Origin of the sequence: Chryseobacterium sp., assembly GCF_029240215.1 — a bacterium.
GTDB lineage: Bacteria > Bacteroidota > Bacteroidia > Flavobacteriales > Weeksellaceae > Chryseobacterium.
This window is the reverse complement of the sequence record NZ_JARBTK010000003.1, coordinates 504,924-518,576: the sequence shown is the minus strand read 5'-3', so window position 1 is coordinate 518,576 and position 13,653 is coordinate 504,924. Positions and strand designations below refer to the sequence as shown.

Genomic DNA, 13,653 nt, shown 5'->3' with positions numbered 1-13,653 from the left:
ATATGAAAAAAATAGGATTAATATTGGCAATCATTGCTTTCGGAGCAACTGCAAATGCACAGATTACAGACAGTTTGAGACGTGTCGTGAAAATGGAAGGAGCATACAATTTCAGAGATACAGGAGGTTACAAAACTGCAGACGGAAAAGAAGTTGTTTTAGGAAAAGTTTTCAGAAGTGATGCGATCGATAAACTGACGGATAATGATTTAAAAACTTTTAAAGATAAAAAAATCGTTACCGTGGTGGATTTCCGAGGTGTGGAAGAAGCTAAAAAAGCTCAGGATCGTTTGCCGGAAAACACAAGTTATATTTTGTGTCCTGCAGGAAGCAATAATCTTCCAACAGCGCAGGATATGGTTAAATTTTTGAAAGACAAAAACTTTTTGTTTGATATGTACGGCGAAGGCGGATTGCCTTATTTTGGAGAAAGATATAGATCGTTATTTGTTCAGTTATTGACTTTAAAACCTGATGAAGCGCTTTTATTCCATTGTACGGGAGGACGCGACAGAACGGGAATGGCTTCTGCTTTATTTCTGAAAATTTTAGGAGTTCCGCAGGAAGTCATTGAGAGCGATTATGTAGCTTCCAATTTTTATCTGACAAAAAATCCAACGATGAAAGGAATGTATTCCGGATTATCAAAAATGTCAGGGATGAGTGAAGCAGAAATCAAACAGCAGATGGAACTCAGACCGGAACTGATCAGAAATTTCTTTGGAGCCATCAATAAAAAATACGGAAGCGTAGAAAATTTCTTTCAGGTTGAAATGGGGATTGGACCGAGAGAAGTTGCCGTTTTAAAACAGAAATATTTGAAATAATGAATGATAAATGGTCAATTCGCTTTGCTTGTCAATTCTTAAATTACTTTCAAAAATTCATCATTGGGTTGCTAAGCAAAATGGCCAATATTGATTATTCGCTAAAAACTCAGTTATAATTAAATTTAGAATAAGCCGTGTGATTTTTCGCACGGTTTATTTGCTATTTAAATCAAAATTTTCTGAAGTCTGTGATAAAAAAAGAGCTGTTTAAAACAGCTCTTTCTCGTAAATATTTTAAGGGATAATATTTTCTTCTTTTAATTTTTTGAATAAATCAAAGAAAGATTCTTCGGTATTCTGAAATTCAGTAAATCCTGCTTTTCTACTGTTGGTCATGTCGGTCATTACTTCAAGCGGTCTTCCTAAATCTAAATCTGTATGCCAAGCTGAAGACAATCGTTCTACATTTTCTTCCTTTAAATCATATTTCTGAACTATCTTACTCCAGATTTCCTGATCATTTTGCATTTCTTTTTCAAGAGGTATAATTTCTTTTTCAAAACCTACTGCTTCCACACCAAAATAGTCTGCTAATCTATACCACAACCATTTCCAACGGAAAATATCACCATTTGTAATATTAAATGCAGTATTTTTCGCTTCTTCTGCCGTTGATGCCCAAACTAATTGTTTTGCTAAAATTCTTGCGTCCGTCACATCAGAAATTCCGTTCCACTGTGCGGAAGATCCAGGCCAAATAAATTTTCTGCCGATTTCTTTACAAATACTTGCATAAACTGCCAAAGTAGTTCCCATGTTCATTGCATTTCCTACAGCGTAACCGATCACTGTGTGAGGTCTGTGAATGCTCCATGAGAAAACATCTCTTTTGGAAGCAGCGTAAACTTCATCTTCCTGAGCATAATAAAAATTAGGTAAAGGAAGTCTTGGCTGTTCCTCTCTCAAAGGAGTTTCAGGTAGTTTTCCTTCTTTTGCGTATGCTTCGAATGGTCCTAAATAATGCTTCAGTCCTGTAACCAAAGCAACATGCTGCACCGATTTTTTCGAAGATAAAACGTCTAAAAGATTTCTCACCAAAGCACTATTGATACGGATGTTTTCTTCTTCGGTATCATTTCGCATCCAAGTTGTGAAAAAAACATGAGTAGGAGAGATGTTTTCTAATGCAGCTTCCAAACTTTCTGTATCTAACAGATCAGCTTTTACCGAAATCAATCCTTCAATATTATTGCTTGTATTTCTGGATATTCCGTAGGTTGTCCAGCCCTGAGAAAGAAGTTCGTTGGCGAGATTGCTTCCCGTAATTCCGGTTGCACCAACGACTAATGCTATTTTATTGTTTTCCATTTTGTAAAATTTCTTCTACAAAGCTATGGTGATTACAATAGAAAGCACTTGATCCAGATCATGAGTTTCAGTTGATCTCAATTAATTAAATTTAAAGTTTACCTGAAAGCTTGAATTTAGCCTTTCAATAATAATTTTTTGCGAATTCTGCTGACTGTTTCAGGAGCCAATCCTAAAAATGAAGCAATCAAATTATGTGGAATTCTTTTGATCATTTCAGGATTTCTTTGAGCCAACTCAAGATATTTTTCTTCGGCTGTGTAGCTGTTTGAAGCAATTAACCGATAATCTTTTGTCACTAAGCTGTTCTGATACAAAATCCTGAAATAGCGATCCATCACCGGAATTTTAATCATCAGTTTTTCATAATCTTCGAGACTTATCATTAATAATTCAGTTTCTTCGACTGCATCAATATTCAAAACTGCTTTTTCCTGACTGATAAAACTTTTGAAATCAGAAATCCACCAACCTTCAAAAGCAAACATATTGATGTGCTCACTTCCTTTTTCATCGATAAAATAAGATTTCAGCAAACCTCTACTTACAAAAGAAAGATGGGTGCAAATCTCGCCTTCCTGCAACAGAAATTGCTTTTTAAGAAGTTTTTTAACCATAAAAAATGACTGTAAATCATCTTTTTGATCATCAGTTAACTCAACTTTATTTTGAATATGAGAAATGAGAATGTCAAACATTTGAAAAAATATAGTGTAAAATTACTGTTTCTCAAATTACTTTTCAAAATCATAAAAATTGATTCCTACATCTTCGTTTTTAGATTTATGAATTTCTATTGCCAATGGGTAAAAGAAAAATTCTCCTGCTCCTCGTATTTTTGCATCCAGTAAATGTCCGGCAATTGCAGAATAATCCTGTCTGCCTAAAGTAATATGAAGATGAAGCAATGGTTTATCGTCAAGCAAAGAAACATTTCCTGAAATATTGGTAACTTCCATCTGTTCGTCAAACTTTTTGTCGACATAATCTTTAGTTGAAAAATCAAAAAAACGCAACGCAGCTTCATTTACAGCACCAATTCCTGTAACCTGACCTGATTTGATATTCTGATTCAAAACAAAATATGTCAAAGCCTGTACAATACTTGATTGGTCTTTGATACTGACAACATATTTGTTCTCAACTTTTTTGGCAGTCCAAAGTTCGCCTTTTAAAATTCGTTCATTCATAACTTTATATTAATGGTTGATTTTCTTCAGAACTATATTTTAAATAAAACCACAAAAGAACAAAAAGATATAAAGAATGGAGTAGTTGTGCTTCAACTGCTGACCAATTTTCAACAGAGCTGCTTCCAAAAATCAAAATTGTCATTAGAGAAATTGCAGCGTAGATTGACAGTTTAGGTTTAAAACCAATCAATAGAAAAATTCCTACGATTGCTTCCAGAAACGGCAAAATATATCCAAAAGGCATCATCAACGCTTCAGGTATCACAGATTTTTCCATTGATTTGACCATTCCTTCAGCAAATATCTGTAATTTCGGTATTCTTACCAATCCGTGTCCTGCTAATGAAATGGATATGGGAAGTTTTAAAAAGAAGAAAATTGTTTTAAAATCTTTCATAGTTTTATTTTTCATTTCCAGATATGAACTAATCCCTTATTTCCCATCAAAGGATCTTGTGACGGAATTGGAACTTCAGTAATATTTTTCAATGCAGCATCACGCTTTACCGTTTCGCTTTCTTTTACAAGATCAGGTTCTTTTCCTTCAGCATAAGCTCCGACTACCGTAAAATCTTCAGAATGACGAAGACATTTATGACCTACTCCTGCAGGAATGATGATAATATCACCAGCAGAAATTTTCACTTTCTTTCCCTTGAAACCACCTATCAGAACTTCCGCAAAACCCTGAAAAACTCCCAAAGTCTCGTGCGTATTACTGTGATAATGATGAAAGGGGTAAATTCCCCATCGCCATGAATTATACCAATTATTTTGTTTAAACTTTTGCTCAAGCCATTCTGCACCTTTTATTCCACGATCTGTAAAGACATTCCGATAGATCAAAACGGGATATTTACTGTTCGGAATTATTCCGTTATCTTTAAAAAGATATTTTTCGGGAACAGTTTCTTGATTCAGCATAGCATTCAAAGGAATTATTATAAGGCTAATGTTATTTTTATTTTTTCAGATAATTGATAATTCCGATCACATCGTCCTTCCCGAAACCTGCATCATGAGCAGCTTGGTAAGTTTCGATCAGCGTTTTTGATAACGGATAATCAGCTCCTGCATTTTTAGCAAGCAAAATATCTTTCAACATCAAATCTAAAGCAAACGCAGGGGCAAAATTTTCATCGACCAACAACTGAGTTTTCACTTTAGTAGCACCACTTCCGCTTGCACTTTCATTGATGATTTCCAACATATCTTTGCGGTCAATTCCCAATGAATCTGAAAATAAAACCGTCTCTGCCAATCCTTGATAAATCGTTGAAATAAAATAATTGACCGACAATTTTGCTGCCAAACCTTTCCCGTTCTTGCCTAAATGTTTAATGCTTTTTCCTAATATTTGTAAGTAAGGCTCTGCACGTTGTAGGTCTTTTTCTTCGCCACCTGTCATGATAATTAAAGTTCCTTCGGCTGCAGGTTTCGTACTTCCGGCAACGGGAGCGTCAATGAAAGAGGCTTCTTTTATTTTTAGAGCATTTCCGACTTCGTTTGAGGCCTCGGGAGAAACCGTGCTCATGTCTACGAATAATTTCCCGGTAATATTGAGTTTTAAAATTTCTTCATACACTGCTTTCAAAGCGTCATCATTAGTAAGCATTGTAAAGATGATATCACTGTTTTCTACAAGCTCGGTTACACTTTTGCAGACTTTTGATTTTTCTTTAAAATCATCTGCTTTTTCAATTGTTCTATTAAAAACTGATAACGGAACTCCTGCTTTTTCAAGATTTTTTGCCATCGGATGTCCCATATTTCCTAAACCTATGAAACCTATTTTTTCTGAATTCATTTTACTCTTTTAAATTAATAACTCTAATTTCTCTTGAAACCTGAAATCGCCGAATTCTGTCTTTCAAAAAACTGATGCTTTCGGTTAATCTTTAAAGATATTTTTTAGATTTCGCTATTTATCCTTTGGGTATCGGAGCGTCGGCTTCAATTAGTTTTTCCTTTTTAAGTTGAGCCCAGAAATCTGCGGGAATTTTTGCAAGAAAAGATGCTGCATTTTCCTGAGCCTGTTTTACGGTATGCGATCCGGGAATGACTCCTGATACAACATCCGGAGCAGCTGCAAACTGTAATGCGGCAGTTCTGAGATCTACTTTATGATTATTGGCAACTCTTTGTAATGCTGCTAATTTTTCTTTGACACCAGTTGGAAAATCTCCATTGTATAAGTATCTGTCTTTTCCTGAAAGAAAACCGGCACATAATGGCGCTCCGACAACAATTGAAATATCTTTTTCAGCAGCTTTCGGGAACACTTTATTCAGATCATCGGTGTGATGAATTAAAGAATACTGACATGCAGAAAGGAAAATATCCGGATCTGAAACCTCAATCGCTTTCAGAATCGGCTCAATGGTATTGACACCCAATCCCCAACCTTTGATCAAACCTTCTTCGCGCATTTTGATCAGTTCAGGCATTGCACCTTTTGCAGCAATATCAAAATATTTTAGCCAATCGCTCTTCATATCTTTATTGTCAGGAGACAAATCGTGAATGAAAACGATATCTAATGAGGCAACTCCTAATCTTTGAAGGCTGTCTTCAACACTTTTTCTAGCTCCTGCCGCAGAATAATCGTATTCGTAAGAAAAATTAAGTTTTCCTTTCCAAAGACCATCTAATTTAAAATCGTCATGAGGCTTCAGAATTCTTCCCATCTTTGTAGAAAGTGTGAACTCATCACGTTTTTTATCTTTCAGAAACAATCCCATTCTGTGTTCGCTGAGTCCCAAACCGTACCAAGGTGAAGTATCAAAATACCGTACTCCAGAGTTCCATGCCGCTTCTATAGATTGTAAACATTCGATATCGGGGTTTATATTGAATCCATTTCCTAAAGCAACACCGCCGAAACCTGATTTGTTTTTTGGTCTGAATCTTTTTCCTAATCCTGTATTTTCAAATTGTTCCATACTATTTTCTTTAAATAAATTTGACGCAAAAACGGGTACTGCCGAAGAAGCCATTAATCCCGCTGCTGCAAGTCCGCTGTTTTTGATGAATGTTCTTCTTTCCATTGTATTAATAATTTTGTGTGTGGTGTTTTTTAAAATTTAAAAAGCATTAACCAAATTATCAATCATATTTAATTCCTCTTTGCTTAATTGAATATCAATTGCTTTTGCATTTTGCACAGCCTGTTCAGCATTTCTTGCTCCCGCCAAAGCGATTGTAATTCCCGGTCTTTCAATCGTCCAGCGAAGAACCAACTGTCCCAGACTTGCATTATGCTCTTCTGCAATGGGTTTTATTCTTTCTAAAAGCTTATTCGTTTTTTCAATAAAGTCGGGCTGAAAATGTGGATGATTTGCTCTGTGATCACCTTCCTGAAATTTGTAATCTGGCGTGATTTTTCCTGTCAGCAATCCTCTTTCCAATGGGCTGTATGCCAAAATAGATTTGTTATTTTCAATACAGTAGGGTACAGTTTCCTTTTCAATTTCACGATTCACCATGCTGAAAGGAATCTGATTCGAAACTAAGTTCAACGTTTTTTCAGCTTCGCTCATTTGTGCTGCATCATAATTACAGACTCCTGCAAAACGTACTTTTCCCTGCTCAATCAGCCTTGAAACAGCCTCAAAAGTCTCATCAATCGGAGTTGTAGAATCTGGCCAGTGGATTTGATATAAATCGATATAATCTGTTCCTAATCTTTTTAAACTTTGTTCGCATTCATACATGATACTTTCTTTTCCGGCATATTTGTAGACATCGATCGCATCACCATTATTTTTGAAGCTATTAAACCCAAAATCTCCTTTTGCGAGATCCCATCGCATCCCGAATTTTGTCAGGATCTGAACCTTATCTCTTGAGATTCCTTTGATGGCTTCACCTACGATTTCTTCGCTGGTTCCCTGTCCGTAGATTGGTGCAGTGTCGATTGATGTTACGCCGGCTTCATAAGATGCTTTTATGGCTTCGATAGCATCGTTTCTGTCTGTACTTCCCCACATCCAGCCTCCTGCAGCCCAAGCTCCGAAAGTAATTGTTGACATTTTTAAATCACTGTTTCCTAATTTTCTGTATTCCATTTTATTTTTATAAGTGGTGAGTAAATATTTTATTTGACTTTTTTTGAAATTTTTTAATAACATTCATCATTTGATTTTCCTGAGTTATTTTAACTCAAAAAAACATCATTTACCTGTGAAAATTATTTAACAGGTTATAAAACATCAAAAAATCGACCAAGTTTTTTGATTAAACCTGATAATGCTTACTTTACCGGAAATAAATATTTATCTCCGGATTTAATCACTGTGTATCTTTTGACATTAAAAAAAAACATTGCAATATATTTTAATAAAATATTTCCAATATCACACACCACAGCATAAAAAAGCAGTTTCACAACGAAACTGCTTTCACTAACTATTTATTTAAATCAAATTAATAAAGTACGCCAAGACTTTCAGCAGAAAAATCTGAAATTTCTTCAGTTCTTCCTTCTTTTATTTTTTGTACCCACTGATGATCTGTCAATAATGCACGACCTACAGCAACCAGATCAAAATCCTGACGCTCAAATCTGCGAATTAATTCGGTAAGATCAGTTTTTTCACTTCCTTCGCCAGCAAATGCGCTCATGAAATCGCCTTTTAAACCAACAGATCCTACAGTAATTGTCGGCTGACCTGTTATTTTTTTTGCCCAACCTGCGAAATTTAAATCGGAGCCTTCAAATTCAGGTTCCCAAAAACGACGTTGTGAACAGTGGAAAATATCAACTCCCGCTTCTTTCATCGGTAGAAGCCAATCTTCCATTTCAGATGGAGTAGCCGCCAATCTGGTTTTGTAATCCTGCTGTTTCCACTGAGAGAGACGAATGATGATCGTAAAATCTTCACCTACCGCAACTCTCATTGCCTTGATAACATCAATTGCAAATTTGCTTCTGTCTTTTAATGTTTTTCCTCCGTATTCATCAGTTCTTGTATTAGTTACTTCCCAGAAAAACTGATCGATCAGATAACCGTGAGCACCGTGAATTTCTAAACAATCAAACCCAAGATCTTTAGCAGATTTTGCTGACGCTGCGAATTGTGCAATCGTCTCCTGAATATCTTCCAAAGACATTGTAGAAGCTTTTTCCATATCAACAGCTGGATAATCTACTGAACTTCTGGTGTCACCAACGTGCCAGATTTGAGGTCCCATTTTACCACCATTCTTGTGTACAGCATCAATCACTTTTTTCCAACCTTGCAATGCTTCCGTTCCGTAAAAATCGGGAATGTTTTGCATGTTTTTTGATGCAGGTCTGTTGATTACCGTTCCTTCAGATAAGATTAAACCTACATGAGAAGCAGCACGTCTTGCATAATACGCTTCGATTTCTTTTGTAGGAACACCATTATCTGATTGTGCTCTCGTCATAGGTGCCATTACCAAACGGTTGTTTAAGGTAAGATTTTTATAAGTAAAAGGTGTAAATAATGTATTTATACTCATTTTAAATTAATTTAAATTTTTATTATTTAATTGTTACACAAAGTAACTAATAATAGTTTACTTTTGTATCTTAAATGTGAAAAAAACAGGTAACTTTGCTGTAACCTATATTAGTAACCAATTAGTAACCAAACCATGAGACAAGAAAAAATTAAACACTGCAGCTGCCCACTCGGAAAAGCCATGTCGGCTTTAGGCAGTAAATGGAAACCCGTCATTGTTATGGTCATTAAAGACCGCATCTTAAGATTTGGCGAAATTGCCGCAAGAATTTCGGTCATTTCCCGAAAAGTTCTGACAGATCAGTTAAGAGAAATGGAAGAAGATAATCTCGTAATCAGACAGGAATTCAAAGAATTACCGCCAAGAGTTGAGTACAGACTTACCAAAAAAGGGTTGGCTTTATTACCTATTCTTAATTTACTTGAAGAATGGGAGCAACAATTTGACACACACGAGAAAACACTTGAAATTCCGGTTTAATTACATTCATAATTAAAAAACTATTAATAAATATTACAAGAATCAAATGAAAATCATAGACATCGAAAAATGGAACAGAAAAGAGCATTTTGAATTTTTCTCGAAAATGACAAGTCCATATTTTGGTTTTACTACAGAAGTTGACTGTACAAAAGCTTATAACAAAGCACAGGAAAACGGCTATTCATTCTTTGCTTACTATCTTTACAAATCGATGGTTGCGATAAATTCTGTTGACGAACTTAAAATGAGAATTGTAGATGATCAGGTAATTTTATATGATGAAGTGCATGTAGGAAGCACAATCGGAAGAGCCGACGGAACTTTCGGATTCTCTTTTTTCCATTATTCAGCAGATTTTGATATTTTTAATAAAGGTTTACAAGATCAGATAAAAACCGTGCAAAATTCTGTTGGCTTAGGAATCAGCAATGACGTTTTGCCGATAAATCACATCAGACACACCACAATTCCCTGGAATTCCTTCAGCGCATTGCTGCATCCTACAAATTTTGATCCCAAAGAATGTATTCCTAAAATAGCTTTTGGAAAATTTAATACGAGAGATGGTAAAAAATATCTGCCGGTTTCTATTGAAGCACATCACGGTTTGGCAGATGGTCTTCATCTTTCAAAATATCTTGAAGAATTTCAGAGACAGCTTGATATGTAAGATGATAAGCGGAAAGTTTGAGCCCTTCCGCTTATCAGTATTTTTACCAATTACTCAAACCGTTTTCTAAAGCCTTTTTATAATTTTCTTCGTCAAAAGAGTATAGATCGGGAGATTTGTGTGCACCACCACGACGCTGCTCGTCTAATTTTTTAAGAATTCCTAAGTTTTTGATTTTTCTATAGAAATTTCCTCTGTTGAGCTCTTTTCCTAAAATAGTTTCATATAATTTCTGTAATTCTGAAAGCGTAAATTTTTCCGGCAAAAGATTGTAGCCGATTGGCTTGTAAGAAATTCTTTCTCTTAAAGTTAATAAAGCTTTCTCAATAATTTCACGATGATCCATTGCCAAATCAATTTCAGGAAGTTGACTTAAATAAATCCATTCACATTTATCACTGAATTCATCAACGATCAGATTGGCATTATCTGGATTATACAACGCATAATATCCGATCGATACGAAGCGTTGTTTATGCCACAAAGAATCATCAAAGTCTTCGAAATAAAATTCACTTCTTTTTTTCTTACCAAAAACTGCAAATTCTTCAAGATAAACATCTGAAATTCCCGCTCTTTCTTTCAAAACTCTTTTTGCAGCATCGTCCATATCTTCATCTTTTTTTACATAACCTCCCGGCAAAAGCCACTGTTTACGATAGGTCATTTGAAGGAGAAGAACTTTAAGTTCATTTTTATCAAAACCAAAAACTACAGGGTCAGTTGAAAGATGTGGAAGAAAAAGGTCTTTTGCCTCTTCAGATTTTTGTAAAAATTGTTTTTGTGAATCCATATATTTTGAGAAATACCTAATGTTACAAATTTAATACTAAAAATTAAGAATTTCTTAAAAATGATGTTTTGAATTATTTTTTAAGATTTATCTAGTCTTAAATTATCATTATTTTATAGAGCAAAACTTATTTATTCATATTTATTCATACTTTTTATTTGTAGATAACTTGAAAGAATTAATAATAGGTGACGTGGAACAGGATGATGATACAAAATCGGGACATTAAGATAAAATATAAAACCTGCTGTAGAGCAGGTTTTTTTTAATTGGAAATTAATTTCCAGCAAATTTAACTTCATATATCTTCTCAAGTTGTCTAAAATCAAATTCAATATTATTATATTTAAAATAGCTTTTTGAGGATTTATATATTGAATTGTCATAATAAGTTATTTCAGTTTTATATAAACTAACTAGATTATTGGGTAGTTGAATTATTTCTTGTTTATTAAAATTCACATTAACTTCAGAAGATTCAATCGATTCTTTATTTACATATCTGTATTCGTCCCATTTACAAGTACAAACGGCACGTCCATCGGTTGCATAAGCTTTAGCAACAAATGAAATATCAGTCATCGTATTTGTATAAGGACCACCATAACCATGTTCGTCACCATGACCAGAACTTTTCCAGCATCTAATTGAATTTCTATCAATTTTCCAACCATCAGCTGCTGAATTTCTGATGTTAAATTGCTTATGTACTTCTCTTTCGTTATTGCTCCCAGAAGTTGCAGAAACCTGATCAGAATAATCCCTTTTAACTTCTTTTTCCGGATTAGTTACTTTGTAAAAAACCTTAACAACACCAATATAGTTGGGAGATACTACAAATCTTGGAGTAAATTCGTATAACTTATCTTTTCCAATGATACGTTTTTTAAATAAAACTAATTTAAAAACATTTAATGTATCTGCTTTTAATACATCCGCTTCCGTCAAAGGTATTGTAAACGAAATGAGTTTATCACTACTTATGGATGAAACAGGAATTTTCTTTCCATTAAAAACAATATAGTTTTTTGAATTATCAAGTCGAACACCTTTAACGTCAATTATGATATTTTTGTTCTGTATTGTTGTTATTAATGGAATCTTGTAGAAAAGTGGCGATGGTTTTTTATCTGAACCAATAATTCTCGCAGATGAGCTTTCAATTATTACAGCAATATCTTCAAATTTAGTTACTAATTCTTCAACAGGTTGATTTAACTTTGTTTGAATAGCATTGATATCATTTAAAATAGCCAACTCTTTTTGAGTTAATTTTCTATCTAAATCATCACTCAAGTATTTTAAGTTACCTGTCAAATATGCCGTATAATTAGCCAGGTTAACATACAATGTTCGTTGCTGATCAGATAAAATATTGTCAGCTTTTGTCAAAGCATTATTCACTGTGTGATCAAGTGCTTGTGTACCTGATAGTAATACGGCAGCAGTCTGGGCTTTTGAAATGTTTAAAGTAATCATTAAAAAAAGCAGTAGCAAAATTTTTGTTTTCATGTTTAAAAGTTTTAGTTAGATAATCCTGTTCAAATGTATTAATTATGCTAAGCCAGAAAAATTACACTTTTGTAGTATTTTAATGAATGAATAATTAAAATTAGCTTCTAATAATGTCAAACAATACACTGTCAATTTTACAGGATTTGCAGAATAAATAATTCTACAAATCATCATCTAAAACACAAAATCACCCCAATTTCTGATCGGGGTGATTTTTTATATAAACTCATCTTTAATTAATCTGCTGAATGTTTATTATTTCGAGAACTTTTAGAAGTAAGAAACATATATGCTAATCCTAACGTAACACCTGCTACCACAGCCATTTTTGTTTTTTTACCTGGAATAGGTAATATGGTATCTCCGTAGATCTGATGTGGTTCCGATGAGGGTTTAAGAACATTTCCTGAAGTGGATTCGCCGTTTTTCAACCTCATCATCAGTCTCATTCCGGCAGAAGCCGTGTTGATGATTGCTTTCGGAAACATTCCGTAAATATTGACTAAAGCTCTTGAAGTAAAATCAGGGAAAAGATCTTTTTGCGGCTCTTTGGCGAGCTGTACGATTTTTGCTGCCGTGTCTCTCGGATCAGATGCGAATGGCGGAACTTTAAAATCTAGTCCCGAATATTTTGCCGAATGTGCATTACCTGTCGAACGCTGAATTTGCGGATATAAATTGGCTATATGAATATCTGCAAAATCTGAAATTTCTCCCTGAAGACATTCCATCATTCCACGGATTCCGAATTTTGTAGAAGAATATACTGCGCTGTAAGGAGCAGGCATGAATCCACCGATCGATACATTGTTGATGAGAATTCCTTCATTTTGTTCTTTGAAAATAGGAAGTACACTATAAGCTCCATGCATATATCCGAAAAGATTGGTTTTGATGACCTGCTCGTGAAGTGACATCGGGATTTCTTCAAACTTTCCGCTTGCCATAACTCCTGCATTGTTTACCCAGATATCAATTCGCCCGAATTCAAGGATTGCTTTTTTTACTAAATTATCTACTTCTTCCGCAACCGATACATCAGTAGAAACGGCAATCGCCTTTACTTCAAGCTCGTTGCAAAGGTGTAAGGTTTCGTCCAGAGCTTCCTGTCCGCGAGCTGCGATGACGATGTTGCATCCTTCCAGCGCAAATGCTTCTACGGTAGCTCTTCCGACTCCGCTGCTTCCTCCCGTAACGACTACGGTTTTACCTCTGAGACTTCTTTTTTGTAAGTTATTTTCTGATTTCATATTTTGGTGGTTTTGAATACATAGAGTTGATGCTTATAACTATCTATTTTTACACCAAAGCGTTATGAAATCAGATTTATTTTAAATAAAATTGAATTTTGAAAAGGATTGGGCGAAAATT

15 protein-coding genes are annotated in these 13,653 nt (G+C 34.7%); 3 read left to right on the top strand and 12 right to left on the bottom strand.

Annotated elements, in window-relative coordinates; translation table 11 throughout:
• The first annotated feature begins 2 nt into the window (after window positions 1-2).
• On the top strand, window positions 3-827 hold the full coding sequence (locus K0R77_RS09540; protein ID WP_300351665.1) for a tyrosine-protein phosphatase: 825 nt from the start codon (window positions 3-5) through the stop codon (window positions 825-827).
• A gap of 237 nt (window positions 828-1,064) precedes the next feature.
• Here the strand turns inward: K0R77_RS09540 and K0R77_RS09535 are convergent, their stop codons facing one another.
• From K0R77_RS09535 to K0R77_RS09495, 9 genes are all read right to left on the bottom strand, one after another.
• Window positions 1,065-2,138, bottom strand: a complete 1,074-nt coding sequence (locus tag K0R77_RS09535; RefSeq protein ID WP_300351663.1) for an SDR family oxidoreductase — start codon at window positions 2,136-2,138, stop codon at window positions 1,065-1,067.
• A gap of 116 nt (window positions 2,139-2,254) precedes the next feature.
• Window positions 2,255-2,836 (bottom strand): Crp/Fnr family transcriptional regulator, encoded by a 582-nt coding sequence (locus K0R77_RS09530; protein WP_300351660.1) that lies wholly within the window; start codon window positions 2,834-2,836, stop codon window positions 2,255-2,257.
• Window positions 2,837-2,872: 36 nt separating this feature from the next.
• Window positions 2,873-3,328 (bottom strand): PPC domain-containing DNA-binding protein, encoded by a 456-nt coding sequence (locus tag K0R77_RS09525; protein WP_300351658.1) that lies wholly within the window; start codon window positions 3,326-3,328, stop codon window positions 2,873-2,875.
• A gap of 4 nt (window positions 3,329-3,332) precedes the next feature.
• A complete protein-coding gene (locus K0R77_RS09520) occupies window positions 3,333-3,728 on the bottom strand; it encodes a MauE/DoxX family redox-associated membrane protein (RefSeq protein WP_300351655.1) in 396 nt (131 codons plus the stop codon).
• 11 nt (window positions 3,729-3,739) lie between these two features.
• Window positions 3,740-4,255 carry a cupin domain-containing protein gene (locus K0R77_RS09515; protein ID WP_300351652.1) on the bottom strand — a complete coding sequence of 172 codons (516 nt, stop codon included), beginning with the start codon at window positions 4,253-4,255 and terminating at the stop codon, window positions 3,740-3,742.
• Between the two features lie 37 nt (window positions 4,256-4,292).
• Window positions 4,293-5,138 (bottom strand): NAD(P)-dependent oxidoreductase, encoded by an 846-nt coding sequence (locus K0R77_RS09510; RefSeq protein WP_300351649.1) that lies wholly within the window; start codon window positions 5,136-5,138, stop codon window positions 4,293-4,295.
• Window positions 5,139-5,256: 118 nt separating this feature from the next.
• Window positions 5,257-6,378 (bottom strand): aldo/keto reductase, encoded by a 1,122-nt coding sequence (locus K0R77_RS09505; protein ID WP_300351647.1) that lies wholly within the window; start codon window positions 6,376-6,378, stop codon window positions 5,257-5,259.
• Between the two features lie 36 nt (window positions 6,379-6,414).
• Window positions 6,415-7,398 (bottom strand): aldo/keto reductase, encoded by a 984-nt coding sequence (locus K0R77_RS09500; RefSeq protein WP_300351645.1) that lies wholly within the window; start codon window positions 7,396-7,398, stop codon window positions 6,415-6,417.
• A 358-nt stretch (window positions 7,399-7,756) separates the two neighbouring features.
• The gene (locus tag K0R77_RS09495; RefSeq protein WP_300351643.1) at window positions 7,757-8,818 is read right to left on the bottom strand and encodes an NADH:flavin oxidoreductase; all 1,062 of its coding nucleotides are present in this window, start codon (window positions 8,816-8,818) and stop codon (window positions 7,757-7,759) included.
• A 135-nt stretch (window positions 8,819-8,953) separates the two neighbouring features.
• Between K0R77_RS09495 and K0R77_RS09490 the strand changes: the two genes are divergently transcribed.
• Both K0R77_RS09490 and K0R77_RS09485 read left to right on the top strand, forming a co-directional pair.
• Window positions 8,954-9,301: a helix-turn-helix domain-containing protein gene (locus K0R77_RS09490; protein WP_300351640.1), complete on the top strand. Its 348-nt coding sequence runs from the start codon at window positions 8,954-8,956 to the stop codon at window positions 9,299-9,301.
• Between the two features lie 46 nt (window positions 9,302-9,347).
• Window positions 9,348-9,974 carry a chloramphenicol acetyltransferase gene (locus K0R77_RS09485; RefSeq protein ID WP_300351637.1) on the top strand — a complete coding sequence of 209 codons (627 nt, stop codon included), beginning with the start codon at window positions 9,348-9,350 and terminating at the stop codon, window positions 9,972-9,974.
• Window positions 9,975-10,017: 43 nt separating this feature from the next.
• Here K0R77_RS09485 and K0R77_RS09480 read toward each other — a convergent pair whose 3' ends face one another.
• The 3 genes from K0R77_RS09480 to K0R77_RS09470 all read right to left on the bottom strand — a co-directional run bounded on the left by K0R77_RS09480 (window position 10,018) and on the right by K0R77_RS09470 (window position 13,532).
• Window positions 10,018-10,767 carry an NUDIX domain-containing protein gene (locus K0R77_RS09480; protein ID WP_300351635.1) on the bottom strand — a complete coding sequence of 250 codons (750 nt, stop codon included), beginning with the start codon at window positions 10,765-10,767 and terminating at the stop codon, window positions 10,018-10,020.
• A gap of 276 nt (window positions 10,768-11,043) precedes the next feature.
• Window positions 11,044-12,279, bottom strand: a complete 1,236-nt coding sequence (locus tag K0R77_RS09475) for a hypothetical protein (protein WP_300351634.1) — start codon at window positions 12,277-12,279, stop codon at window positions 11,044-11,046.
• A gap of 239 nt (window positions 12,280-12,518) precedes the next feature.
• On the bottom strand, window positions 12,519-13,532 hold the full coding sequence (locus tag K0R77_RS09470) for an SDR family NAD(P)-dependent oxidoreductase (RefSeq protein WP_300351631.1): 1,014 nt from the start codon (window positions 13,530-13,532) through the stop codon (window positions 12,519-12,521).
• Window positions 13,533-13,653: the final 121 nt, after the last annotated feature.